The following is a 25,209-nucleotide window of genomic DNA, read 5'->3' as shown; positions in this document are numbered from 1 at the left end:
GGGACCGTCCTGGTGGGAGACGGTCCCGCTCGGGGTGCGCACGGGCGCACGGGGGGTGCGCATGGCGTGCGCGTGCGCACCGGGCGCGGTGTTCGCGTTACCGCAGCTGGGACTGGACCTGGGCGGAGATCAGCTCCAGGTGGTCGAGGTCGTGCAGGTCGAGGACCTGGAGGTAGAGGCGCCGGGAGCCGGTCTCGGCGTAGCGGCCGATCTTGTCGACGACCTCGGCCGGGGAGCCCGCCAGGCCGTTGGCCTTGAGTTCCGCCACCTCGCGGCCGATGGCGGCGGCGCGGCGGGCGACCTCCTGGTCGTCCTTGCCGACGCAGACGACGAGGGCGTTGGAGTAGACGAGGTCGCCCGGGTCGCGGCCGGCCTCCTGGGCGGCGGCGCGGACCCGGCCGAACTGCCGGGCGGTGTCCTCGACGGAGGCGAAGGGCATGTTGAACTCGTCGGCGAACCGGGCCGCCAGGCGCGGGGTGCGGATCGCTCCGTGGCCGCCGATGAGCACCGGCACCTTGGTCTGGGCCGGCTTGGGGAGTGCGGGCGACTTGGTGAGGTCGTAGTGGGTGCCGTGGTGGTCGAAGGTCTTGCCGGGCTCGGTGGCCCACAGCCCGGTGACGATCTCCAGCTGCTCTTCGAGGCGGGCGAACTTCTCCTTCGGGAAGGGGATGCCGTACGCCTTGTGCTCCTCCTCGAACCAGCCCGCGCCCAGGCCCAGTTCGATCCGGCCGCCGGACATCTGGTCGACCTGGGCGACCTGGATGGCGAGCACGCCGGGGAGGCGGAAGGTGCCGGCGGTCATCAGGGTGCCGAGCCGGATGCGCTTGGTCTCGCGGGCGAGGCCGGCGAGGGTGATCCAGGCGTCGGTGGGGCCGGGCAGGCCGTCCCCCGAGCCCATCGCGAGGTAGTGGTCGGAGCGGAAGAAGGCGTCGAAGCCCAGGTCCTCGGTGGCCTTGGCGACGGCGAGCAAGGTGTCGTAGGTGGCCCCCTGCTGGGGCTCGGTGAAGATGCGAAGATCCATGCCTCCATCCTGCACGCTCCGGGGCGGGCGGTTTCGCCCGGCCGTGCGGCGCGCCCCGGTCCACGGTCGGGTGAAATCGGGCGGTGAGCGGCGGTGCGGTGCGCACGGGCCAGTGACCGGTTCCGGCGATGATCGTTGGCTCGGCGGAGCCGGAGTGCCCGGCGCCCGCGCCGGCCGGTGTGCGCCGGGGTGTCACCGTGTCGGCCTCCCCGGGGGCCACGGGCCGAGGAGGCCGTCATGTCCGAAGAGAGCGTGCCGCGGCGGGGCGGGGCGGCCGGCGGGCCGCCCACGGGGCTGTTGCAGCGGATGGAGGAGCTGATGGCCGCGCTGAACGCGGACCTGTCGGCGCTGGACGCGGATCTGCGGGCGGCGGGACCGGGACGGGACGGTGGTGCCGGGGCCACCGGGAGCGTCGGGGCCGTCGGGGCCGGGACCGCCGCGGCGGTCGGCACCGTCGAGGTCGGGGCCGTCGGCGCCGGGGACGCGCGCGAGGGCCGCTGAGGCGGCGGTGCGATCGGTCGGCGCGGGAGGCCGGGTGCTCATCCGGCCTCCCGCGCCGGTAAGTCCTCGTCGCGGTCGGCCAGTTTGCGGAGCATCTCCAGGACACGGTCCCGGGACTCGTCCGCCGCGTCGATGGCCTCCATGCACTGCCAGTACGTCGCCTCGTCGTCCGCGGCGGAGGCGATGCCGACCAGGGCGATACCGACCTCGCCCAGCAGACCGCCGAGGTACATCAGGAACTGGCGGGCCTCGCCCAGCTCGGTGAGCTGGGCCGCGCGCAGTTCTCCCGGCCCGAGTTCCGGGGTGTCCAGGACTCCGCAGCCGCGGCCCGCCAGCTCGGTCAACCCCAGTGCCTCACCGCGCAGTTCGGGTGGGCCGGTGACCGCGAGGCGGCTGCCTATCGCCTGTGCCAGGGCCTGCGCCTGCCACACCTCGGTCAGCAGCTCCGGTCCGCCGCCGCTCGCGGCCAGGGCCCGCCTGCTCGTCACGATGAGCCGCACAGCGTCCATGCGCTGCCCCCGTCCGTCCGACGCGCTGCCCACGCGTCCGCATCCGTTGAACTCCGTTGTCCACTACCCAGAGTGAGGGTGTGTGAGACAAAAAGCCAGAGGAAGACGGAAATCTGCGGACAACAATTCAAGTACGGCCCACTCGTTGGATACGGAGAGTGATATCGGAGTCGGTGAGTCCTCAGCCGTGGGGCGGCTCCTCGACCGGGAACCTGCGTTCGTTGCGGTCGATCTTGGCGGCCAGGGCGGCCAGCGGATCGATGCCGAGGACCTCGCAGACCTGGAGGAGATAGGCGAGGACGTCGGCGACCTCGTCGGTGACCCGGTGCGCGGTGTCCGGGTCGTCCATGACGCGGACGGACTCCTCGGGCGTCGCCCACTGGAAGATCTCGAGGAGTTCGGAGGCCTCCACGCTGAGCGCGGCGACGAGGTTCTTCGGCGTGTGGTACGGCTGCCAGTTCCGCGCGGCGGCGAAGTCGGCGAGGCGGCGCTGGAGGTCCGCCAGGTCGAGGCGGTCGCGCGGGTCCGGGTCGGCGTACGGCTCAGTCACGGTTCAGGTGTACCACCGTCACTCCGGTCACTTCCGCGGCCCAGGAGGCGTCGCTCACCGCGCCGACCAGGCGGATGTGCCCGCGCTCGCACATGCGCGCCGCCAGACGCAGCAGCTGGGTGCGCTGTGCCGGGTCAAGGGCGCGGTCCAGGCCGTCGGCGAGGACCGTGAGGGTCCGCAGCGCGGCGGGGACCTCGCCGGGCACGTCGGTCTCCAGCACGCCGGGGCCGGTGAGCAGCACCAGGGCGAGGGCGGCGTACCGCAGTTCGCCGTCGCCGAGGCGCCGCAGCTCGGTGCGGGCGCCGTCGCCCCGGTCGAGCACGGCGCGGACCAGTCCGGTGGCGTACGGCTCGGCGAGCAGGTCGGTGACCGGCCCGGCGCATCCGGCGCGCACCGCGTCCACGAGGAGCGCGTGCCGGCGTCCGCACTCGGAGCGGGTGCGCCACAGCACGTCGGCGAGGTTGTCGCAGCCGCCGAGCAGCCTGCCGGAGCCGGTCGGTACGGGCTCCCGCATCCGCTCCGGGCGGGGGTCGCAGGGGAAGACGGAGCGCAGGGCGACCACCATCTGCTCGGCGGCGGCGAGCACCTTGCGCTGTCCCGGGGTCTTGCCGGCGACGCGCAGCGGGAGCAGTGCGGTGCCGAGCCGGTCGTCCGGCAGCGGGGCCCGGGTCACCGGGGTGGCCCCGGCCGTGTGCCAGGCGGCCTGCACGGCCCGGCGCCGGGGATCGCGCAGCGCGGTCTCCAGGAGGACCTGCCCGTCCGCCGTCAGCCGCTCCCCCACGATGCGCAGCTCGGGTTCGGCCTGGACGGCGACCTCCAGCCGGACCGGTCCCTCGGGGCCGTCGGCCGTACAGCCGATACGGAAGCCGCGGCGGGCCTGCGCGTCGGCGCGGGCCCGCTCCGGCACACAGGCGCCGGGCTCCGGGAAGGCCTCCCCCAGCTCGGCCCCACCACCGAGCCGGGCGAGCGCCTCGTACGCCCGCAGCGCGCTGGTCTTGCCGCTCCCGCTGGGCCCGGCGATCAGCGTGAGCGCCCCGAGGGGAAGCCCGGTCCCCCGGTGCCCGGCGAACGCGGACAACCGCAACTCGGTGACCCGCGGCAGCCCGGGGCGCCCGCTCCGGGCTGCCGCGGGGGTCGGGGTCGTGACCGGGCGGGGAAGAGGTGGTGAGGTCATACGCGGGACGCTAGGGGCTCGCTGCGGGGCGAACCGTTCCGCTTGGGCGGGCTTCCTACGATCGGGCGACGCGACGTCCGCGACCGCTCACGTCCCGACCCCCTCCATCAGCCCCGTGACCTCCGTGCCGGCCGGGGTCAGGAGGAAGACGTTGCGGTCGACCCGGTGCATGCCGCTGGCCAGGCCGAAGACGACGCCCGTGCTGAAGTCCAGGACGCGTTTGGCGACCTCGGTCTCCGCGCCGGTCAGGTCCAGCAGCACCGGTATGCCGGACATCAGTGTCTCGGCGACGTCGCGGGCGTCCGCGAACACGTTCACGCGCAGGACGACGAAGCGACGTCGCGCTTCCGTCTCCGCCTCGGGGAGGGCTCGGTGGCCCACCGCGGACGGCCAGGCGTCGCGGCCCCGCAGCGGAACGACCTGGGCGAGCCCCTCCCACTGTTCGTCGGTGACATCGTGGCTGCTCACCGGCATGCTCCGTCCCCTGTCGCACTGACTGTCTGCATCAGGCAATTCTTACTCATGGTCACCCGTTCGGCCCAATAACGACACGCTCCGCCATCGCAGGGCACCCCCACCGTGTGCCCCGGGTGCCCTTGTTGACCGGGCCGCGGAGGGACGGATTTCATGGGCGCATGGCTGGTGGAATGGATGATGCCGTGCTCGGCTTCGAAACGCGGGCCGCCTGGGAGAGGTGGCTGGAGGAGCACCACGAGGATGTCGCGGGGGTCTGGCTGAGGATCCCGAGGAAGGGCTCGGGGCTCGCCGGTGTCGATTACGCCACCGCGCTGGAGTCCGCCCTGTGCTTCGGCTGGATCGACGGGCACAAGAAGGGGCTGGACGACACGCACTGGCTCCAGCGCTTCACTCCGCGGCGGCCGCGCAGCAGGTGGTCGGCCGTCAACCGGCAGAAGGCGCTCGACCTCATCGCGCAGGGGCGTATGCGGCCGTCCGGTCTGCGGGAGGTGGAGCGGGCGCGGGCGGACGGCCGCTGGGAGGCCGCGTACGCGAGCCAGAGCACGGCGACCGTCCCGGACGACCTGCGGGCCGCGCTGGACGCGGCGCCCGCGGCCCGTGACTTCTTCGGCTCTCTCGACAGCCGCAACCGGTACGCGATCCTGCACCGGGTCGAGGAGGCCAAGCGGCCGCAGACCCGGGCGGCCCGTATCGAGAAGTTCGTCGCCATGCTCGCCGAGGGGGAGAAGATCTACCCCTGACGGACTGGCGGCGTGACGGATACGGGCCGCCGGAGCCGCGTCGCCGGGTCAGCCCGCCACGACCGCCTCCGCGGCGGCCACGCCGCAGACACGGGCCGCGCCGTAGGTGGCGATGTGCAGGGCGCCGCGCGGAGCGGACTGGGGCACGCCCATCTCCACGACCACGGTGTCCTGGTCGGCGGCGAGCAGGGTGTCCAGGGCCGTGCGCATCCACGCGTGCCGGTGCTCGTCGCGGACCACGGCGACGACGCGCCGGCCGGCCGCCGCCTTCAGTGCCTCGTCACCGGCGCCCGGGCCGGTGAAGCAGCCGGTGGAGGTGCCCGGCAGCAGTCGCTCCAGTTCGGCGCCGACGCCCCACGGGGTCTCGTCGCCCACGGCGATGTTCGCCTCCGGGTTGAAGGTGGCCACGTACACCGGTCCGGTCACCGGGGCGGAGGACCGGGCGCGGGTGACGGTCATCGCGCGGCGGGCCGCCGTGAGGCCGATCTCCGGCTCGGGCCGGACCGTCGCGGCCGTGGAGCGCCGTACGTCGGCGGTCCACGCGGCGAGGGCGCGCACCCGGGCGGCGGCGTCGGCCAGCCGCTCCTCGGACAGTTCACCGGAGCGGACGGCGCCCACCAGCGCGTCCCGCAGGCTCTGCACGGTGCCCTCGTCACACAGCCCGCCGCCCACGCAGATGGCGTCGGCGCCGGCGGCGATGGCGAGGACGACGCCGTGTTCGAGACCGTAGGCGCCGGAGATGGCGCGCATCTCCATGCCGTCGGTGACGATCAGGCCCTGGTAGCCGAGTTCGCCGCGCAGCAGGTCGGTGAGGATGCGCCGGGAGAGCGTGGCCGGGTGGTCCGGGTCGAGGACCGGCACCCGGATGTGGGCGCTCATCACGGCGCGGGTGCCGGCCGCGATCGCCGCCCGGAACGGCTGCAGTTCGCGCTCGTGCAGGGTCGTGGCGTCGAGGTCGATGTGCGGGATCGCGTGGTGCGAGTCGACGCCGGTGTCGCCGTGCCCGGGGAAGTGCTTGGTGCAGGCGGCCACGCCGGTGGACTGCAGGCCCTCGACGTAGGCGGCGGTGTGCCGGGCGACCAGGGCGGTGTCCCCGCCGAAGGAGCGCACGCCGATCACCGGGTTGTCGGGGTTGGCGTTGACGTCGGCCGACGGCGCCCAGTTGAAGTTGACGCCGCACTCGGCGAGCCGGCGGCCGAGTTCGCGGGCGACGCCCCGGGTCAGGTCGGGGTCGTCGACGGCGCCGAGCGCGTGGTTGCCGGGGAAGGAGGAGCCGGTGCGGACCTCGAGCCGGGTGACGTCGCCGCTCTCCTCGTCGATGGCCACCAGCAGGTCGTCCCGCTCGGCCCGCAACTGCGCGGTGAGGGCGGTGACCTGCTCGGCGGTGGTGACGTTGCGGCCGAAGAGGGCGACGGAGGCGAGGCCCTCGCCGAGCCGGCGGCGCACCCAGTCGGGCACGGTGGTGCCGGCGAAGCCCGGCTGCAGTACGGCGAGCGCGTCCCGGGTGAGGGTGTCGGTGCCGGTGGTGAATGTCGTCATCGAAGCGTCATCCCTTCACGGCGCCGTCGGTGAGGCCGCTGACGGCCTTGCGCTGCAGGAAGATGAAGAGGATCAGGATGGGGAGCGCGAACAGGGAGGAAGCGGCCATCGTGGCTCCCCAGTCGTCGCCGAACGCGGTGCGGAACTGCGACAGCCACAGCGGGAGCGTCTGGTGCTCGATGCCCTTGTTGAGGATGAGGACCAGCGGGAACTCGTTCCAGGCGGTGATGAAGCCGAAGAGCGAGGTGGCCATGAGGCCGGGCGCCAGCAGCGGGAAGATGACCTTGACGAAGGCCTGGGTACGGGTGCAGCCGTCGACCATCGCCGACTCCTCGAGTTCCTTCGGTACGGCGGCCACATAGCCGCGCAGGGTCAGAAGGGTGAGGGGGAGCACCATCATCATGTAGAAGGCGGTCAGCGGGACCAGGCTGTCGAGCATGTCGCTGTCGCGCACGAGCATGTAGATGGCGATGACCATGACCTCCCAGGGCGCCATCTGCGCCAGCATGAAGGTCACGATGAAGCCCCGCCGCCCCTTGAAACGCATCCGGGCCAGGGCGAACGACGCGAGCAGGGCGATGACCAGCGACAGCAGCACCGCGACGACGGTGACGGTGACGGAGTTGCGGACCAGCGTCCAGAAGTGGTCCGCGTGCACGGCCTTGTCGAAGTGGGCGAGGGTGACGTCCGTCGGGAACCACACCGGGTCCTCGGAGATGATGTCGCCCTGCGGTTTGAAGGCCGTGGCGAACATCCAGTACACCGGGAAGGCGAACACCACGAAGAGCAGGACCGCGGTCGCGTTGGGCCAGATACGGCCGAAGGGTGAGCGCTTCACAGCTCGTCCTCCTCTTGCTTGATCACCGCGCGCAGGTAGTACGAGGTGATGACGATCAGCACCAGGATGGTCAGGAACGAGATGGCCGCGCCCATGCCGTAGTGCTGGTTGCCCACGCCCTCGACGAAGGCGTAGATCGGCAGGGTCTCGGTGAGCCGGTCCGGGCCGCCCTCGTTGATGGCGAAGATCTGCGGGAACGCCTTGAAGACCCAGATGACCTCCAGGAACGTCGTGGCGTACAGGAAGGGCCGCAGGAAGGGGAAGGTCACCGAGGTGAAGCTCGTCCAGGAGTTGGCGCCGTCCAGGGACGCGGCCTCGTACAGCTCCTTGGGGACGGTGGTGGTGGCGGCGTAGAGGTTGATCGCCACGAACGGGACCGACTGCCACACGATCAGCAGAGTGACCACGGAGAACGTGGAGAACTGGGTGCCGAGCCAGTTGTAGTCCGCCATGGAGTGCCAGCCGGCCTTGTCCAGCACCCAGTTGACGACGCCGAAGCGCTGGGCGAACAGCCACTGGTAGACGGTGGTGGCGGCGATGACGGGCATGGCCCAGGCGAGGACCAGGCCCAGCAGGAGCAGCAGCCGCATCCTGCGGCCGAGCCGGGCGAGCAGCAGGCCGATGAGGGTGCCCAGCAGCATGATCAGCACCACGTTGGCCGCGGTGAAGTAGACGGTGCGCTGGACGACCGCCCAGAACTCCGAACTGCCCAGTGCCTCCTGGTAGTTCTCGGCGCCGTTCCATTCGGTCAGGTGCTGGATGAGCTGCCGCGCGTTGAGGTTCTGGAACGACAGCATGCCGTTCTTCACCAGGGGCCAGCCGAGCAGGATCAGCGTGGCGAGGAGTGCGGGCAGCAGGAGCAGATAGGGGGCAGCGGCGGCACGCCGGCCGCGTGAGGCCGTGGCCGCGCGTGTCGTCCCACGCGGGCCCGAAGGGGCCTCGGCCTTGCGGACAGCGGGCTCCCCGGCCGTGTCCGTGCCTTGGGTGTGCACTGGCATGACTTGCCGTCTCTTCCGTGGCCGTACGAGCTACACAGCTGAGGCCGGGGGCGCCGCGCGGCAGCCCCCGGCACGCGTCGTCAGTTCTCCTGCGCGAGGCGCTCGTTGATCTCGGACTCGATGTCCTTGGCGGCGTCGGCCGGGGCCTTGCCCTTCAGTACGGCGGTCATGTACGCCTTGATCGGGTTGGGCGTGTTCTCCACCGCGGCCCACTGCGCGATCAGCGGGGTGGTGCCGCCCACCGCGGCGGCCGGGGCGGCGGCCTCGGCGACCGCGTTGCCCGCCAGGTTGGACTCCAGGGACTTCTTGTTCGGGATGACGCCGTTGGCCTTGGCGAGGGCGCCCTCGAACTCGTCGGACAGGGTGATCTTCAGGAACTCCTTGGCCAGTTCCTGCTTCTCGCTGCCCGCGGCGACGGCCAGGTTGGAACCGCCGAGGAAGACGCCCTCGGGCTTGTCGGCGGTCTCACCGGGGATGGTGAAGTAGCCGAGGTCCTTCTCGATGGCCTTGTTGGCCGCGACGGCGGTCGCCGCCTCCCAGCCCATGCCGATGAACGCGCCGGTCTTGCCCTTGGCGAAGACCTCGGCCTGCTGCGGGGTGGCCTCGTCCTTGTCCTTGGGGGCCGTGGAGAAGGAGGCGTACTTCCGGTAGATCTCCATGGCCGCGGTGACCTTGGGGTCGGCGAGGTTGGAGACGTACGTGTCGCCGTCCTTCTTCACCAGGTCGGCGCCCTGGCCGATGATCAGGCCGTCGAAGAAGTACCAGTTCTGGCCGGGCATGTAGATCGGCTCGGCGTCGGTCTTCTTGTCGATGGTCTCGAGGGCCTCGAAGAACTCGTCGCGCGTCTTGGGCGTGCCCTTGATGCCGGCCTCGGCCCAGATCTTCTTGTTGTAGATGACGACGCGGTTGGCGAAGTACCAGGGAGCGGCGTACTGCTTGCCCTCGAAGATGGAGGACTGGTTGACCGAGTCCGTCCACTCGGCGCCGATCTCCTTCTTCAGGTCCTCCAGCTCGGCGAGTCCGCCGGTGGCCGCGTACGCCGGGGTCTGGGTGTTGCCGATCTCGATGACGTCCGGCGGGTTGGTCTCGGAGAGGGCGGTGGTGACCTTCTGCTGGATGCCGTCCCACTTCTGGGTCTCGAACTCGACCTTGGCGCCGGTCTTCTTCTCGAAGGCGGCCTGCACGTCCTTGGTCCAGTCGGCCGGCGCGGAGCCGTCCATCGTCCAGACGACGAGGGTCTGCCCCTTGAAGCTGTCCGGCCCCGCGCTCTTGCCGCTGTCACCGCCGTCGTCACCGCACGCCGCGACGGAGAACAACATGCCCGCGACCCCGATCGCGGCTATCAGCTTGCGCTTCACGCGCCACCCCTCCTCAGGAATGCCTTGCACACCCACGCCCTCGGCGGTGACCCTCACAACGGCGCAACAGCTCGGCGGGCTGGGACCCGGCTTCCTCTAAATGGTTTAGACCAGCAAGGGGAGCTTGGCCTAGACCTATGGCCCTGTCAAGGGCCGTGTGAACACGGGCCCATAACGCCTCCGAGGCCCCTGGCGAGGCCGTAGAACTGCGCATAAACAGGGACGGGTCGAGGGTTGGACTAGACCAGAACGAGGACGCACCGTTATAACGGGACAGCAGAGCGTGCGGCGCCGAACCCGGCCGTCCGCCGACGTGCACCGCGGCCGGCCCCTGCTGTCCGCGCCGGACACCGCAGCCGGAAGGCAGGTCATGAGCACGGACGTCAGCAGCGCCCAGGCAGACACGGGGGCGCCGGGCCGTACCGGTCGCGTTCCGAAGTACTACCGCATCAAGCAGCGGTTACTGCAGATGACCGACGAGCGCACACCGGGCTCGCCGATGCCGGCCGAGCGCCTGCTCGCCGTCGAGTTCCGCACCTCCCGCACCACCATCCGCAAGGCCCTGCAAGAACTCGTCGGCGAGGGCCGCCTCGACCGCATCCAGGGCAAGGGCACGTTCGTCGCCCGGCCCAAGGTCTTCCGGACGCTCCAGCTGACCTCCTACACCGAGGACATGCGGGCCCAGGGGCTCAACCCCGCCTCGCAGATGCTGGACATCGGCTACATTTCCGCCGACGAGGACCTGGCGGCCCTGCTCGAGATGGAGCCGGGAGGCAGGGTGCTGCGCATCGAACGGCTGCGACTGGCCGGCGGCGAGCCCATGGCCATCGAGACGACCCATCTGTCCGCCCGGCGCTTCCCCGCACTGCGCCGCAACCTGACCCGCTACACCTCGCTCTACACCACGCTCGCCGAGGTGTACGGCGTGCGGCCGGCGGAGGCCGACGAGACCATCGAGACCTCCCCGGCGACACCGCGGGAGGCGGGGCTGCTCGGCACGGACGTGGGCCTGCCGATGCTGCTGCTGTCCCGCCATTCACGGGACGAGACCGGAACGCCGGTCGAATGGGTCCGCTCGGTGTACCGCGGCTCGCGCTACAAGTTCACGGCGACCCTGCGGCGTCCGACGCCCTGACCGGGCCCTTCGCGTTCAACGCGAGGCGTTTCAACGGGTGTTCAAAGGGACGTTCCTTGACAGATCCCATTGGTCCAGTCCAACATCCCAGTGGTCTGAACCACTCGTGGCGCATTCTTCCCGCACCCGCAGCGTGCACGATTCCGCACGGAGGTCCCGCATGGCCGAGAGCAGCCACCCGCGTCTTCTGCGGTGGGCGCACTCCGTGCTCCAGCCGGGCTTCGAGGGGACGACGGTGCCGGACTGGGTGCGCCGCCGGATCTCCGACGGGCTCGCCTCCGTCGTCCTGTTCTCCCGCAACCTCCACGGTCCCGAACAGGTGGCGGGGCTCACCACCACCCTGTACGCGGAGAACCCCGGCCTCGTCGTCGCCATCGACGAGGAGGCGGGCGACGTCACCCGTCTCGAGGCCCGCACCGGGGCGTCCCGCCCGGGCAACCTGGCACTCGGCGCCCTCGACGACATCGATATCACCGAGCAGGTCGCCCGGGACGTCGGACGGGAACTGCACGGCCTCGGCATCACCCTGAACTACGCGCCGAGCGCCGACGTCAACACCAACCCGCTGAACCCGGTCATCGGCGTGCGCTCCTTCGGCGCCCGCACCGACGTCGTCTCCCGGCACGCCGCCGCGTGGGTGCGGGGCATGCAGTCGGCGGGCGTCGCCGCGTGCGCCAAGCACTTCCCGGGACACGGCGACACCGTCGTCGACTCCCACGACGGGCTGCCGCAGGTCTCGGTGGACGCCGGCACCCTGGCGCTGACCGCGCTGCCGCCGTTCATCGCCGCGATGGACGCGGGCGTGCGGGCCGTGATGACCGCGCACCTGCTGGTCCCGGCCTACGACAGCAGGTGGCCCGCGACCCTGAGCCGCCCCGTCGTCGGCGACCTGCTGCGCGGCGAACTCGGCTTCACCGGCCTGGTCGTGACCGACGCCGTCGAGATGGGCGCCGTGGCCGACCGCTACGGCGTGACGGGCGCCGCCGTCCGGGCCGTCGCCGCCGGTGCGGACGCGGTCTGCGTCGGCGGCCAGCACGCCGACGAGGCGACCACCGCCCGGCTGGCCGACGCCCTGGTGAGCGCCGTACTGGACGGGCGGCTGCCGGAGCAGCGGCTCGCCGAAGCGGCCGGGCGGGTCAGGGAGTTCGCCGAGTGGGCGGGCACGCTGCGCCGCTCGGCGCCCGAGCCCCGTGACACCCCGGGCATCGGTCTATCGGCGGCCCGGCGGGCCGTCCACATCCATCACGGGCCGGGCCGTGGCACCGAGTTCCCGCTCGTGGGCTCCCCCCACGTGGTGGAACTGTCCCCGGCCACCACCATCGCCATCGACCCCGGAACCCCGTGGGGCGTGGCGGAACCGCTGAAGACGCTGCGCCCGGGCACCACGTCCGTCCGGCTCGGCGAACGCCAGCTCCAGGACGGCGACGAGGTGCTGGACCGGCTGGCGCTCCGCCCGGCGCGGGGCCGTCCCCTGGTCGTGGTGGTCCGGGACGCCGCCCGCTACGGCTGGATGACCCGCGCGCTGGCCGGCCTGGTCCGCCGGCGTCCCGACGCCCTCGTCGTCGAGATGGGCGTCCCGGCGGGTGCGCGCCCCGGGGCGGTGTACCTGGCCACGCACGGCGCCACGCGCGTGTCGGGCATCGCCGCGGCCGAGGTCCTGGTGGGCCGCACCGGGTCGTCGTAGCGCCGGCCCGTCACCGATTCCTTCCTCTTTCCTTCTGTCCGCATGCCGTGAGTGATCCCGATCTTTCGGAGTACCGCATGACGACGCACCACCGCTTCTTACACCGCGCCGCCTCCGAGCGGCCCTACTTCAGCGCCGACGGTGAGACCTACCTCGCCGAGACGCAGCTGCGGCATCTGCGCAAGGACCTGCCCCTGCGGGTGCTCTCCGAGGAGCAGTTCGCGTCCTGGCAGAGCCACGGCTACGTGGTGGTCCCCGAGGCGATCTCCCCCGACGCGGCCAAGCTGCTGCTGGAGTTCGCCTGGGAGTTCCAGGGCCTCGACCCGCAGCGCCCCGACACCTGGTACCCGGAGCGCACCTTCCGCTCGGACCTCGACCGGGACCTGTTCGTCTACGGCTTCGTCGAGGCGTACCACCACCAGCTGATCTGGGACAGCCGGCAGAGCCGCCGGGTCTACGACGCCTTCGTGGACGTATGGGACTGCGAGGAGCTCTGGGTCACCCTGGACCGCCTCAACCTCAATCCGCCCAACGTGAAGAACCGCTCGCGCTCGATCATCGACCCCACGGACGAGGGGTTCGACATCGAGCTGCACTGGGACGTGGACACCAAGGCCAGTGTGCCGCCGCAGCGGGTGCAGGGCATCATCGCGCTCACCGACACGGAACCGGACCAGGGCGGCTTCCAGTGCTCTCCGGAACTGTTCCGCCGGTTCGAGGAGTGGAAGGTCGCGCAGCCCGCCGACCGGGACCCGATCCGGCCCGGGACCGACCGTGCGGAGTTCCCCGTGGTCCGGCCCCAGCTCAAGGCCGGTGACCTGCTGATCTTCAACGGGATGCTGGCGCACGGCGTGGCCCCCAACACCTCGGCCGACGGGGTGCGGGCGGTGCAGTACCTGTCGATGATGCCCGCGCTGGAGGAGCACGAGGAGCTGCGCCGGTCCCGGGTGGAGTCCTGGCGCACGCTCAGCACCCCGCAGTGGAACGCGACGCTGCTCGGCGACGCGATCCGGCACGAGTCCCTGAGGTACGGCACCGCCGAACTCGACGGTCTGGGCCGCAGGCTGCTCGGTCTTAAGTCCTGGCGCGGGCACGAGCGGACACGATGAGACGGGGTACCGACGTGCACCGGATATGCCTGACGCTCCCCACCAACAGGGAGTGCTCGGCGACCATCACGGCCGTGGGCGCCGAAGCCGCCCATGCCGCCCGGCACTTCGGCGTCGAAGTGCACCTGCTGATCCTCGACTCCTCCGACGAGGCGACCCGCACGGCCCACGCCCGGACGGTCGCCGCGCTGCCCGAGGTGCCGCACGTCGTGGTGCACCACCTCGACGAGCCCGCCCAGCGGGACTTCCTGCGCGCCGCGATCGAACGGGCCGCGCTCCCCGATCCGGACCGGGTGCTCGACCTGATGCTCCCGGACGCGGTCTCGTACGGCGCCTGCACCAACCGCGCGTTCCTGATCGCGGCGGCGCTGGGCTGCCGCTCGGTGCACCGCCGGGACTCCGACGGCCGGTACCAGCTCTTCGGCGGCGAACCGGTCTTCCCGATCCACCACGAGCTGACCTCCCTGGGCAAGCGCGCCTCGGACGCCGGTGCCGGAGTGTCGGAGGTGACCCTCGACCCCGCGATCGCCCATCGCCCCGTGTCGATGGTGGGCGCCTCCTTCGTCGGGGAGCTCTCCGTCGACATCGGCGGCATCCAGGAACTCGACAAGGAGGTCTACGACGAGGTCGTCGGCCTGTGGGCGCCCGCCCACTGGTCGGATCAGGAGAGGCGGAACCTGGCCGAGGAGTCCTTCAAGGGCGCCGGGATGCTGCCCTTCACGGGCGACCACTCGACGCTGGCGCTGGTCGACCCGATGCGCGTCGACATGTGCAACATCGCGTTCCTCGGGGACGTGTACGAGCGGCTGCCGCTGCCGCCCGCCACCGCGACCATCGGCAGCGACTACTTCCTCATCCACGCCGTGTACGACGCCGCGCTGCCCGGCGTCCTGCACAACCGGCACATCGAGAACTACTACACCGGGGAACGCCGCACCCACGCCGGCTTCCTGGCGTACCAGACGCGGTTCGTGAAGTTCCTGCTGTCGATGCTGTACTTCCACTTCGTCTACGACCGGATGGCCGAGGCGGGGGCCGGTCTGCTGGACGAAGGCGGGCGGCTGGACCCGGCGCCGTTCGCCGCGTTCCTCGCCGAGAGCGTGGGGCTGGACCGTACGGAGAACGAGCGCCGGCTGGACACGGTCGAGGCGGCGTACGGGCGACTGGGCGGGAAGTACGCCGAGTTCGCACGCGGGTTGGCGGCGGACCGGCAGCGTCTGCTGGACGAGGCCGGCCGCGACATCGAGGACTTCGTGCTGCTGGTCGAGTCCTGGGAGGCCCTGGTGCGCGCGAGCCGGGACGCCGGGGTGCGGAGCGCTTCCCGGTGAGGGCGGCCCTGCGCGCCGCGCTCGCGGCCTCCGCCGAGGACGCGCTCGTCTACGACCTCGACGGGATCGCCGACCGCTACGACGCGCTGGCCGGGGAACTGCCGGGCGTCGACGTGCGGTTCGCCATGAAGGCGTGTCCCGTTCAGGAGGTCCTGGCCTGTCTGGCGGGCCGGGGCTCCGGCTTCGACGCGGCGAGCCCCCGGGAGGTCGCCCGGGCGCTGGCGACGGGGGTGCCCGCGCGGCGGATCCACTACGGCAACACCGTCAAGTCGGACCGGAACATCGCGCACGCGTACCGGCTCGGCGTCCGCGACTTCGCCACCGACAGCGTGGAGGACGTGGCCGCGCTCGCCGAACACGCCCCGGGGGCACGGGTGTTCTGCCGCCTCGCGACCAGCGGCGAGGGGGCGCTGTGGGGACTGAGCCGTAAGTTCGGGTGCTCGGTGGACGACGCCGTACGGGTGCTGGAGGCCGCCCGGGACGCGGGGCTGGTCCCCGCGGGGCTGTCGGTGCACGTCGGATCGCAGCAGATGACCACCGAGGCATGGCAGCAGGCCTTCGCGACCCTGGCCGCCGCCCTCACGGCACTGCACGGCCGCGGGATCGTGCCGGACCACGTCAACCTCGGGGGCGGGTTGCCGGCGCTCGGCTACGTCGACCGCCGGGGCAAGCGGCTGGAGCCCCCGCTGGACAAGACCTTCGCCGTGCTGCGCGAGGGCATGGAGCGGCTGGCGGGCCTCTCCCCCCGGCCCCTGGACTTCCTCCTGGAACCGGGACGTCATCTGGTCGCCGACCACGGCGCGGTCAGGGCGCACGTCTCCCGGCTGACGTCACGCCGCCAGCCGGACGGGGAGCGCGAGCACTGGCTGTATCTGAGCTGCGGCAAGTTCAACGGCCTGTACGAGATGGACGAGGTGCAGTACCCGCTCGTCTTCCCGTCCCACCCGGACGCCGCCGGCGCCGACCTGGTCCCCGCCGTCGTCGCGGGCCCCACCTGCGACAGCGACGACGCCTACGCCCACGAGCACCACCGCGTGCTGGTGCCGAAGGGCGTCGCGTCGGGCGACCCGGTCTGGGTGCTGTCCGCCGGCGCCTACGCCGCCAGCTATACGACCGAGGGGTTCAACGGCTTCGACCCGCTCCCCCACGTCTGCGTCCGCGGTGACGCCCCGGACGTACGCATACGCGCCGTCACCGAGGACGACTGGCCGCGCATCGCCGCCCTGGAGGCCGAGGTGTACGCGCCGGCCTCGCTGTCCGAGGGCGTCGAGGCGCTGCGCTCCCGGGGGCGGGCCTCCCCGTCGACCTGCTTCGTCCTGGAGACCGGCGGCCGCATCGCCGGATACGTCCTGGCGCTGCCGTACCCGCGGTTCCGTTACCCGGACCTGACCCGCCCGGAGGAGCGGGCCTTCTACTCGCGCAATCTGCATCTGCACGATCTGGTGATCGCGGACGATCTGCGCGGCCGGGGGCTGGGCAGCCGACTCCTGGAGCACCTCACGGTGACCGCGGGACGGTCGTCCTACGAGCGGATCTCCCTGATCGCCGTGGGCGGGACGGAGAGCTTCTGGGCCGGGCACGGTTACCGGCCCGACCAGGGGGCCGAGCTCTCCGGGGGGTACGGCGACGGCGCCGTCTACATGTCCTGCCCGGTCCAGTACCACCGCCACGGCGGCCCGGAAGAGGGGTCCTGACACTCATGCTGCCCACCCTCGGCGACTTCCGCCGTGACCAACTGGCGACCGCCGCCCTGTTCTTCTTCCTCGGCTTCCAGTACGCCACCTGGGCCTCCCGGCTGCCCGCCCTCAAGTCCCGTTTCGACCTGGATGAGACACAGCTGGGTCTGCTGCTGATGATCTGCGGGGTCGGGGCCGCGGTGGCCTTCCCGCTGATCGCGCATCTGATGCGGCGGCTGGGCTCACGGCGGCTGGCTCTCTGGTCCGCCCTGGGCCTGGTGGCCGTGCTGCCGGCGTTGTCGGCGGCCGGCGGTTACCCGCTCGTCCTGCTGGTGATCTTCGTCGACGGTGTGGCCGTCGGCTGTCTGAACGTCGCCATGAACGCGCAGGGTGCCGCTCTGGAGTCCCGCCACGGGCGGGCCGCGATGGCCCAGTTGCACGCGTCGTTCAGCGGTGGGTCGCTCGGGGGCGCGCTGCTGGCCTCCGGGATGAACGCGGTGACGCACTCCCTGACCGCGCACTTCACGGTGGCGGCGGTGCTGTCGGTGCTGCTGCTCGCCGGTGCGCGGATCCGGCTGCCGGCCGACGACCCGGCTCCCGGGCCCGGGGAGCGGAAGGCCGCGGAGGGGAAGAAGCGCTCGGGGGTCCTGACCGGCGCCTCACGCACGGCTCTGGTGCTGGGCTGCGCCATGGTGTTCGGCACGGTCACCGAGGGCGCCATGAACGACTGGTCGGCGCTCTACCTGACGGAGGAGACGGGTGCCTCGGGGCAGCTGGCGCCGCTGGGCATCGCCGTCGTCTCGGTGATGATGGTGCTGGCCCGCCTGGTGGGCGACGGCTGGCGGGGGCGCTGGGGCGACGCGCGCATGGTGCGGGTGGGCAGCGCGGTGGCCGGTACGGGTCTCGCCCTCGCCCTGCTGACGGGGGGCACCTGGCCCGCGCTCATCGGCTTCGCCTGCGTCGGCCTGGGCATGGCCACGGTGACCCCCTGCCTCTATGTCGCCGCCGCCGCTCAGGGCCCGAACGCCCTCTCCCTGGTCGCCGCCATGGGCACCACCGGCCTCCTCGCGGGCCCGGCGCTCATCGGCTTCGTCGCCGGCTACACGGACCTGACGGTCGGCATGGCGGTGGTCGCGGCGTCCGCCGTGCTGGTGGCGGTGTGCGCGCGGTGGATCAGCTGGAAGGAGCAGGTGAGCGAGGCCGGCGTCCCTTCGGGGAGCTGACGCCGGCCGTGTTCCGCCTGCCTCGGCCGGCCGAGCGGTAGCCCTCTTCCACGCGGTTCGCCGTGGCACCGTCGTACAGGCCCGAGCGGTCGCCACGGCCCGTGGAGAGCGTGACTGCCCGCGGGTCAGGACGCCGGCGCGTCGCGGGCCGGCGTCTCCGGCGGAGGGAACGCGCGAGGGGTGTGTCATGGGCGTGGCCCGCAGCGGGCGTGGACCGGGCACGCGGTCACGCCGGCAGCCCCCGTACACGGCGTCCGTGCGGGGGCCTTCTCCGGTCGGGCGCGGTTACGCCGTCACGGGGCGAGCGGCAGCGGGCCGTCGCCGCGCAGGGGGTGGAGCGCCGGCCGACGTCGCCCCTGTGGTCGTGGACCTGCTCGATCGACGACCAGGCGACCGCTCGGCGGCTCGTACGCCGGGCCGCCCCAGCCCGCACCCCGCACGGTGCTGGTGCCACGTGGCGCCACCCAGTGCCATCGCGGTACCACCTGGCACCATTCCGCGCCTTCGGGTGCCCCTGCGGACACCTGACACCACATCGATCCGAGCCCGTCGCTCCCTGTTTCCGCAGGTCACAGACGCCACACCCGCACCCGTGCCACGCGAGGCACCACTCGGGCTTGCGTGTGGTGCCATAACGGTGCCATGATGACGTCATGGACCTCACCCCGTATGTCGACACCCTCCGCCGCGAACTCGCGGTGGCCGCCGAGGCCGGCGGCGACGACGCCCGTGAGCTGGCCGAGAGGCTCACCGCTCCCCTGGAGTCGGCGGCCCGGCTGACCATGCTCCACGTGCTCTCCGCCGCGGTGGACGAGATCACCCGCGAACTCGCCCCCGGCTCGGTCGACGTACGGCTGCGCGGACTCGACCCCGACTTCGTGGTGACACCGCCGCCCACCGACGGCGGTGTCACCGCGCAGCCGGCCGCGCCCGTCGAACCGTTCAGGGCCCCGGCCGACGGCGACGAAGGCGGCACCGCCCGCGTCAACCTCCGTCTGCCGGCCCATCTCAAGACCCGGGCCGAGGAGGCCGCCGGCCGCGAGGGCCTGTCGGTCAACGCGTGGCTGGTGCGCGCCGTGTCGGCCGCGGTCGACGGCGACACCCGGCCGCGGACGACGGAGAAGACCCGGACGGTCGGACAGAGCTTCACGGGCTGGGTGCGCTGACCGCGCCTCCGCCCGCACCACCTCACCCACACCACGTCCCACCAGCGGGGACGCCCGGAAGACCCATGAGGACGGGACAGCCATGCCTTCTTTCGACACCCCCGAACCGATCACGGCCACGGCGCACGTGGAGGCCGGTTCCCTCCAGTTCACCGCGGGCGACCGCCCCGACACCGTCGTCGAGGTGCGGCCCCGCGACCCGAAGAAGGATCTGGACGTGCGGACGGCCGACCAGACCGAGGTCACGTACGCCGGCGGCGCACTGACCGTCAGGACGCCCAAGCCCAATCTGTTCGGCCGTACCGGTGTCGTCGACGTGACGGTCGAACTGCCCACGGGCTCGCGCGTCGACATGACCGGCGCCTGGACCCAGATGCTCGGCGAGGGCCGGCTCGGCGAGGTGCGTGTGAAGACCTCGTCCGGCGACGTCCGCCTCGACACGACGGGCCCGCTGAAGCTGACCGCTTCGCACGGCTCGATCACCGTGGACCGGGTCGAGGGCACGGCCGAGATCACCACCAGCTCCGGCAGCCTGCGCGTCGGCCTCGTCGACGGCCCCGCCGTCCTGAAGAACTCGCACGGCACCACGACCGTCGACGCCGCGACCGGCGAGCTGCGGGTGAGCGGCGCCAACGGCGACATCGAGATCCGGCGCGCCGAGGACTCGGTCACCGCCACCACCGCCCACGGCACCCTGCGTGTGGGCGAAGTGGCCCGCGGCACCGTCCAGCTGGAGACCAACCACGGCGCCATCGAGGTCGGCGTCCGTGAGGGCACGGCCGCCTGGCTCGACGTCACCTCGGGCTCGGGGCAGGTGCGCAACACCCTCACCGCGTCCGACACCCCGGAGCAGACCGAGGACACCGTCGAGGTCCGCGCCCGCACGCGGCACGGCAACATCGACATCCGCCGCGCCAAGGCCTGAGCGGGCATCCCCGGCCAGCCCCTCCACCCACCCACTTCAGCCTTCCAACGGAGGACCCCATGCCTTCTTCTGTCATGCCCATGTCCAAACTGGGGGACGGTCGGCAGTCACCCACCGCCCTTGCCGCCACCGGTCTGCGCAAGTCCTACGGCGACAAGACCGTCCTCGACGGCATCGACCTGAACATCCCCGCCGGGTCCGTGTTCGCCTTACTCGGGCCGAACGGCGCGGGCAAGACCACCGCCGTCAAGATCCTCTCCACCCTCATCACCGCCGACGGCGGCCGGGCCGAGGTGGCGGGCCACGACCTCGCCGCCGACGCACAGGCCGTGCGCGCCGCGATCGGCGTCACCGGACAGTTCTCCGCCGTCGACGGGCTGATCACCGGCGAGGAGAACATGCTCCTCATGGCGGACCTGCACCACCTGTCCAAGCGGGAGGGGCGGCGCGTCGCCGCCGAACTGCTGGAGCGCTTCGACCTCACCGAGGCCGCGAAGAAGCCCGCCGCCACCTACTCCGGCGGCATGAGGCGCCGCCTCGACATCGCGATGACGCTGGTCGGCAGCCCGCGGATCATCTTCCTCGACGAGCCGACCACCGGTCTCGACCCGCGCTCCCGGCACAGCATGTGGGGCATCATCCGGGAGCTGGTCACCGGCGGCGTCACCGTCTTCCTCACCACCCAGTACCTGGAGGAGGCCGACGAACTCGCCGACCGCATCGCCGTACTCCACGACGGCCGGATCGCCGCGGAGGGGAGCGCCGAAGAACTCAAGCGGATCGTCCCCGGCGGGCACGTCCGGCTCCGCTTCACCGACCCCGCCGCCTACCGGTCCGCCGCCTCCGCCCTGCACGGGGCCACCCGGGACGACGACGCGCTCGCCCTCCAGCTCCCCAGCGACGGCAGCCAGCGCGCACTGCGCTCCGTCCTCGACCGGCTCGACTCCGCCGGCATCGAGGCCGACGAACTGACCGTGCACACCCCCGACCTCGACGACGTCTTCTTCGCCCTCACCGGCGGCACCGACATCCCCCACCAGCCGAACCAGCCCGAGGAGACCGTCCGATGAGCTCCCTCTCCCTCGCCGTCCGCGACTCGTCCACGATGCTGCGCCGCAACCTGCTGCACGCCCGGCGCTACCCGTCCCTGACGCTGAACCTGCTGCTCACGCCGGTCATGCTGCTGCTGCTCTTCGTCTACGTCTTCGGCGACACCATGAGCGCCGGTATCGGGGGCGGCGCTGCCGACCGGTCCGAGTACCTCGCCTATATCGTTCCGGGCATCCTGCTGCTGACCATCGGCGGCACCACGATCGGCAGTGCGGTGTCCGTCGCCACCGACATGACCGAGGGCATCATCGCCCGCTTCCGCACCATGGCGATCCACCGCGGGTCCGTGCTCATCGGGCATGTCGTCGGCAGCGTCCTGCAGTGCGTGATGAGCGTGGTGCTCGTCGGCGCGGTCGCCGTGGCCATCGGGTTCCGGTCCACCGATGCCACCGTCCTGGAGTGGATCCTGGCGGTCGGGCTGCTCACACTCGTCTCCCTGGCGCTCACCTGGATCGCGGTCGGGATGGGCCTGTCCAGCCCGAACGCCGAGGCGGCAAGTAACAGCGCGATGCCGCTGATGGTCCTGCCGCTCCTCTCCAGCGCCTTCGTGCCGGTCGACGCGATGCCGGGCTGGTTCCGGCCGATCGCCGAGTACCAGCCGTTCACCCCGGCCATCGAGACCCTGCGCGGCCTGCTCCTCGGCACCGAGATCGGCCACAACGGATGGCTGGCCGTGGCCTGGTGCGTGGGGCTGGCGGTCCTGGGCTACGTCTGGTCCCGGTCACTGTTCGACCGCGACCCGAAGTAGGGGCCGGGAGCCGGTCCAGGGGGAACCGGGAGCCGGTGCAGGGCGGCGTACTCCGACATCGCGTCGGCGTACGCCGCCCCGTCGGCGTTCCCGGTGGCCCGCGGCTACTCCGGCACCGCGCCCAGCGTCTTCAGCACTCCGTACACGCCGACGCACAGGATGGCGACGCTGCTGAGGACGAGCGCCCCGGTCAGCCACGGGTTGGCGCGGAAGCGCCGCGGCACTCCGGTGTAGCGCAGCCGCCAGACGGCGACGACCACGGCGAGCAGGAAGATGCCGCCGCCGATGCCGCCGATCTGCACCATCAGTACGGGCGACTGCATCCAGAGGAAGAAGGCGGTCCACAGCAGCGGCAGGCACCAGGTGAGGATGCGGATGGTGCGGGTGCGGGCGCGGACGTCGGTCCAGTCGATGACGCCGAGCAGGCCGAGCGTGTTGGTCCACAGCCGGGGAACGGAGGCCGTGGAGCCGATGAGGGTGGAGAAGAGGACGGCGAAGGCACCGACGAGGAACAGGTACTCGGCCCAGGGGCCCATGGTGTCCGTGTAGATCCGCGACAGCGTGGTGATCATCTCGTTGCCCTCGGGCACCAGGCCCTGCGGGTGGAGGACGGCCGCGCCGATGACGTAGAAGGACAGGGTGCACAGCACGCAGACGGCCAGGCCGGTCAGGGCGTCCAGGCGCATCACCTTGATCCAGCCCTCGGCGCGGCGGGCCCGCTCCTCGGTGCCGTCGTCGGGGCCGGTCCAGCGGGCGTAGCCCTTCTCCAGGCACCAGTAGGTGTACGTCGTCATCTCGTCGGCGCCGACACCGGTGATGCCGAAGACGGCCAGCGCGATACCGACGGTGCCGGCCGGGATCTCGAAGCCGAAGCCGCTGCCCAGTTCACTCGCGCCGTAGCCGAACCCGGTGCCGGGCAGGCCGACCGCGAGGCTGACGGTGACCAGGGTGAAGACGACCACGGAGACCAGACAGGCGCGTTCCACGAGGCTGTACTTGCCGGACTGCAGCAGCAGGATCGCGGCGAGGGTGACCACCACGGCCCACAGCGCCAGGGAGCCCCAGCCGAGGGGTTCGCCGATGACCGGCCACAGCACCGAACACGCCGCCGCCGTACCGCCGATGATGCCTCCGCGCTGGAACATCTTGGCGAAGTCCATGCCGATCCAGAGCCAGTTGATCCAGCTCAGCCGGCCGATGCGGGGGCCGACCTCGCGGTAGCCCTCGAGTGCGGTGCGCCCGTTGAGGATGGTCCACCGGGCCAGTTCCATCTGGACCCAGACCTTGACCGCGGTGGAGACGATCACCAGCCACAGCAGCGCGAAGCCGGCCTGGGCGCCGAGCGCGGTGGTGGTGATCAGCTCTCCGGAGCCGACGACGGCGGCCGACAGCACGAAGCCCGGGCCGAGATGGCGGATCCGGTCGCGGAAGACCGTGGGTGCCGGGCGGGCGTCCTCGGGGCGCAGGGCGTACGGATCGGCCTGCGCGTGCTCCGCCGCTGGGGCGGTGGCGGTGGTCGACATGGCGGTGTTCCTTTGCTTGTTCCGGCGCCGTCGCCGGAGCGGAAGGCAATGCGGGCAGGGAAAGGCAATGGGGGGTGACGTGGGTGGGGGCCGGGGTCAGCCGGCCGCGTGGTGCGGGGGTTCGCCGGCGAGGACGCGCAGGACGTCCTCGGCGACCATCAGGCCCATCGCGCGGTTGGCCTCGGGGGTGCAGGCGGCCATGTGCGAGGTGAGGGTCAGCCGGGGGGCCGTGCGCAGGACGTGGCCGTCGGGGAGGGGTTCGACGGCGAAGGCGTCGAGTGCGGCGGCGGCCAGGTGCCCGGAGTGCAGGGCGGCGGCGAGCGCGGTGTCGTCGACGAGGCCGCCGCGGGCGGCGTTGACGAGGATCGCGCCGGGTTTCATGGCGTCCAGCCGGGCGGCGTCCAGCAGCGGTTCCCCGGCGGGCGGGAGGTGCAGGGTGACGACGTCGGCGCGGGCGAGGAGCGCGTCCAGCGGGACGGGTTCGGCGTCCGCCGCGGTCACCGCGTCGTCGGGGACGTAGGGGTCGTGGGCGAGTACCCGCATCCCGAAGGCCCGCGCGTAGCCGGCGACGAGCCGGCCGATCCGGCCGAAGCCGACGACGCCGATCGTCCTGCCGTGGAGCTCGGGACCGAAGAGCTTGGGCCAGGCGCCTTCGGTGACGGCCGTGTGCGAGGCGCTGATCCGGCGGGCGGCGTCGAGCACGAGCCCGAAGGTGAACTCGGCGACGGCCCGGGAGTTGGAGCCGGGCGCGAAGACGACGGGGATGCCGCGGTCGCGGGCGGCGGGGACGTCGATGGTGTCGGTGCCGACGCCGTGCTTGGCGATGACCTTCAGGCGCGGGGCGGCGTCCATGACCTCGGCGGTGATCGGGTCCATGCCGGCGATGAGCGCGTCGGCGCCGGTGACGCGGTCCAGCAGTTCGTCGTGGGGCAGGGCGCGGTCGTCGTACGGGCGGACCGGTCCCGCCCCGCCGTCGGCGAGCAGGGTCCAGGGGTCGGGCGAGTGCCGGGCGAAGGTGGGGGTGGTGATGAGGGTGCTGTGGCTCGGCGTGCTCATGAACGGCCTCCCTCGCGCGCGGCGTCGAGGTGTGCGGCGGCGACCTGCTGGAGGTGGACCACGTCGGCGGCGACGGACGCGAAGGTGAAGCCCTCGGCGAGCCGGCGGGCGGCGCTCGCGCCGTCGCCGTTGTGGATCCCGGCGGCGATGCCGGCGGCCTCGGCGGCCTCGCGGATCCGGGTCAGCGCCCGCTCGAAGTCGTCGGCCACGTCCGGGTCGGTGGAGGTCTTGCCGCCGATGGCCAGACGCAGGTCGGACGGGCCGACGTAGATGCCGTCGAGACCCGGGGTGGCGCAGATCTCCTCGACGTTCGCGAGGCCGTCGGCGGTCTCGATCATGGCGAGGACCGCGGTCTGCTCATGGGTGTCGGCCGGGTTCGGTCCGATGCGCAGCTGGGCCCGCATCGGACCGTAGGAGCGGCGGCCGTGCGGTGGGTACCGCACGGCGGCGACCGCGTCGGCCGCGTCCTGGGCGGTGTCGACGAGGGGCACGATGACGGCGGCGGCGCCCGCGTCGAGCGCGCGGCCGATGTACGTCGGGTCGTTGGCCTCGACGCGGACCATGCCGGCGGCGGTGGAGCCGCGGGTGTCGGTGGCGATGAGGTTGTGCAGCAGGCCCTGGTAGCCGAAGAGGCCGTGCTGGGCGTCGAAGGCCAGGTAGTCGTAGCCGAGCCGGGCGAGGCGTTCGGCGGCGACGGGCGAGTCGAGCAGGGACCAGTAGCCGATGAGGCGCTGGCGGTCGCGCAGTGCGGCGGTGAAGTGCGCGGCGGTGGTCATGGGGAGTCTCCGGACTGCTGGGGTCGGCGGGGTCGACCGGGTCGG

At 72.2% G+C, this 25,209-nt stretch carries 24 protein-coding genes and 1 pseudogene; 13 read left to right on the top strand and 12 right to left on the bottom strand.

The window, feature by feature from the left end:
• Positions 1–97: 97 nt before the first annotated feature.
• Entirely contained in the window at positions 98–1,021 is a 924-nt protein-coding gene (locus tag IE178_RS14855; RefSeq protein WP_193512577.1) for an LLM class F420-dependent oxidoreductase, read from the bottom strand.
• A gap of 237 nt (positions 1,022–1,258) precedes the next feature.
• Here IE178_RS14855 and IE178_RS14850 point away from each other — a divergent pair, with 237 nt between their 5' ends.
• Positions 1,259–1,522 carry a hypothetical protein gene (locus IE178_RS14850; RefSeq protein ID WP_193512678.1) on the top strand — a complete coding sequence of 88 codons (264 nt, stop codon included), beginning with the start codon at positions 1,259–1,261 and terminating at the stop codon, positions 1,520–1,522.
• A gap of 38 nt (positions 1,523–1,560) precedes the next feature.
• On the opposite strand, the gene IE178_RS14845 is transcribed toward IE178_RS14850, so the two are convergent.
• From IE178_RS14845 to IE178_RS14830, 4 genes are all read right to left on the bottom strand, one after another.
• A complete protein-coding gene (locus IE178_RS14845; RefSeq protein ID WP_193512576.1) occupies positions 1,561–2,031 on the bottom strand; it encodes a DUF6099 family protein in 471 nt (156 codons plus the stop codon).
• 181 nt (positions 2,032–2,212) lie between these two features.
• Positions 2,213–2,581 (bottom strand): nucleotide pyrophosphohydrolase, encoded by a 369-nt coding sequence (locus IE178_RS14840; protein WP_193512575.1) that lies wholly within the window; start codon positions 2,579–2,581, stop codon positions 2,213–2,215.
• Positions 2,574–3,755 carry an ATP-binding protein gene (locus tag IE178_RS14835; protein ID WP_193512574.1) on the bottom strand — a complete coding sequence of 394 codons (1,182 nt, stop codon included), beginning with the start codon at positions 3,753–3,755 and terminating at the stop codon, positions 2,574–2,576. The genes IE178_RS14840 and IE178_RS14835 overlap by 8 nt, the downstream gene beginning before the upstream one ends.
• Before the next feature lie 87 nt (positions 3,756–3,842).
• Complete coding sequence (locus IE178_RS14830; RefSeq protein WP_184761606.1) at positions 3,843–4,229, bottom strand: cell division protein SepF; 387 nt, start codon at positions 4,227–4,229, stop codon at positions 3,843–3,845.
• A 161-nt stretch (positions 4,230–4,390) separates the two neighbouring features.
• Here IE178_RS14830 and IE178_RS14825 point away from each other — a divergent pair, with 161 nt between their 5' ends.
• Positions 4,391–4,972, top strand: coding sequence for a YdeI/OmpD-associated family protein (locus tag IE178_RS14825; protein WP_193512573.1), 582 nt, complete (start codon positions 4,391–4,393; stop codon positions 4,970–4,972).
• Between the two features lie 48 nt (positions 4,973–5,020).
• Here IE178_RS14825 and IE178_RS14820 read toward each other — a convergent pair whose 3' ends face one another.
• The 4 genes from IE178_RS14820 to IE178_RS14805 form a co-directional block, all read right to left on the bottom strand.
• Positions 5,021–6,511, bottom strand: a complete 1,491-nt coding sequence (locus IE178_RS14820) for a glycoside hydrolase family 3 protein (protein ID WP_184761608.1) — start codon at positions 6,509–6,511, stop codon at positions 5,021–5,023.
• Positions 6,512–6,518: 7 nt separating this feature from the next.
• Positions 6,519–7,349, bottom strand: a complete 831-nt coding sequence (locus IE178_RS14815) for a carbohydrate ABC transporter permease (RefSeq protein WP_184761609.1) — start codon at positions 7,347–7,349, stop codon at positions 6,519–6,521.
• Positions 7,346–8,347, bottom strand: coding sequence for a carbohydrate ABC transporter permease (locus IE178_RS14810; RefSeq protein WP_184761610.1), 1,002 nt, complete (start codon positions 8,345–8,347; stop codon positions 7,346–7,348). The genes IE178_RS14815 and IE178_RS14810 overlap by 4 nt, the downstream gene beginning before the upstream one ends.
• Positions 8,348–8,427: 80 nt before the next feature.
• Positions 8,428–9,705 (bottom strand): extracellular solute-binding protein, encoded by a 1,278-nt coding sequence (locus IE178_RS14805; RefSeq protein ID WP_193512572.1) that lies wholly within the window; start codon positions 9,703–9,705, stop codon positions 8,428–8,430.
• A gap of 370 nt (positions 9,706–10,075) precedes the next feature.
• Between IE178_RS14805 and IE178_RS14800 the strand changes: the two genes are divergently transcribed.
• The 11 genes and pseudogenes from IE178_RS14800 to IE178_RS14760 all read left to right on the top strand — a co-directional run bounded on the left by IE178_RS14800 (position 10,076) and on the right by IE178_RS14760 (position 21,809).
• The gene (locus IE178_RS14800) at positions 10,076–10,840 is read left to right on the top strand and encodes a GntR family transcriptional regulator (protein WP_193512571.1); all 765 of its coding nucleotides are present in this window, start codon (positions 10,076–10,078) and stop codon (positions 10,838–10,840) included.
• Between the two features lie 160 nt (positions 10,841–11,000).
• The gene (locus IE178_RS14795; protein WP_184761613.1) at positions 11,001–12,524 is read left to right on the top strand and encodes a glycoside hydrolase family 3 protein; all 1,524 of its coding nucleotides are present in this window, start codon (positions 11,001–11,003) and stop codon (positions 12,522–12,524) included.
• A gap of 77 nt (positions 12,525–12,601) precedes the next feature.
• Entirely contained in the window at positions 12,602–13,633 is a 1,032-nt protein-coding gene (locus tag IE178_RS14790; protein ID WP_184761614.1) for a phytanoyl-CoA dioxygenase family protein, read from the top strand.
• Positions 13,630–14,961 carry a DUF6271 family protein gene (locus IE178_RS35955; RefSeq protein ID WP_318280057.1) on the top strand — a complete coding sequence of 444 codons (1,332 nt, stop codon included), beginning with the start codon at positions 13,630–13,632 and terminating at the stop codon, positions 14,959–14,961. The genes IE178_RS14790 and IE178_RS35955 overlap by 4 nt, the downstream gene beginning before the upstream one ends.
• Positions 14,958–16,121, top strand: a pseudogene (locus IE178_RS35950) (type III PLP-dependent enzyme); the annotation flags it as partial. The gene IE178_RS35955 and the pseudogene IE178_RS35950, both read left to right, overlap by 4 nt.
• 75 nt (positions 16,122–16,196) lie before the next feature.
• Positions 16,197–16,655, top strand: coding sequence for a GNAT family N-acetyltransferase (locus IE178_RS35945; protein WP_318280070.1), 459 nt, complete (start codon positions 16,197–16,199; stop codon positions 16,653–16,655).
• 5 nt (positions 16,656–16,660) lie between these two features.
• A complete protein-coding gene (locus IE178_RS14780) occupies positions 16,661–17,860 on the top strand; it encodes an MFS transporter (protein WP_193512570.1) in 1,200 nt (399 codons plus the stop codon).
• A gap of 653 nt (positions 17,861–18,513) precedes the next feature.
• Entirely contained in the window at positions 18,514–19,026 is a 513-nt protein-coding gene (locus tag IE178_RS14775) for a hypothetical protein (RefSeq protein WP_193512569.1), read from the top strand.
• 82 nt (positions 19,027–19,108) lie between these two features.
• Positions 19,109–19,951: a DUF4097 family beta strand repeat-containing protein gene (locus IE178_RS14770; protein ID WP_184761617.1), complete on the top strand. Its 843-nt coding sequence runs from the start codon at positions 19,109–19,111 to the stop codon at positions 19,949–19,951.
• Between the two features lie 74 nt (positions 19,952–20,025).
• Positions 20,026–21,021: an ATP-binding cassette domain-containing protein gene (locus IE178_RS14765; RefSeq protein WP_193512672.1), complete on the top strand. Its 996-nt coding sequence runs from the start codon at positions 20,026–20,028 to the stop codon at positions 21,019–21,021.
• On the top strand, positions 21,018–21,809 hold the full coding sequence (locus tag IE178_RS14760; protein WP_184761618.1) for an ABC transporter permease: 792 nt from the start codon (positions 21,018–21,020) through the stop codon (positions 21,807–21,809). The genes IE178_RS14765 and IE178_RS14760 overlap by 4 nt, the downstream gene beginning before the upstream one ends.
• 104 nt (positions 21,810–21,913) lie before the next feature.
• Here IE178_RS14760 and IE178_RS14755 read toward each other — a convergent pair whose 3' ends face one another.
• The 3 genes from IE178_RS14755 to IE178_RS14745 form a co-directional block, all read right to left on the bottom strand.
• Positions 21,914–23,332 (bottom strand): Nramp family divalent metal transporter, encoded by a 1,419-nt coding sequence (locus IE178_RS14755; RefSeq protein ID WP_184761619.1) that lies wholly within the window; start codon positions 23,330–23,332, stop codon positions 21,914–21,916.
• Positions 23,333–23,428: 96 nt separating this feature from the next.
• Entirely contained in the window at positions 23,429–24,388 is a 960-nt protein-coding gene (locus tag IE178_RS14750; protein ID WP_184761620.1) for a phosphoglycerate dehydrogenase, read from the bottom strand.
• The gene (locus IE178_RS14745) at positions 24,385–25,164 is read right to left on the bottom strand and encodes an HpcH/HpaI aldolase family protein (protein WP_193512568.1); all 780 of its coding nucleotides are present in this window, start codon (positions 25,162–25,164) and stop codon (positions 24,385–24,387) included. The genes IE178_RS14750 and IE178_RS14745 overlap by 4 nt, the downstream gene beginning before the upstream one ends.
• Between the last annotated feature and the right edge of the window lie 45 nt (positions 25,165–25,209).

It is taken from the genome of Streptomyces griseoloalbus (assembly GCA_014650015.1).
GTDB lineage: Bacteria > Actinomycetota > Actinomycetes > Streptomycetales > Streptomycetaceae > Streptomyces > Streptomyces griseoloalbus.
The sequence above is the reverse complement of the archived record's forward strand: the minus strand, read 5'-3'. Positions and strand labels throughout refer to the sequence as shown.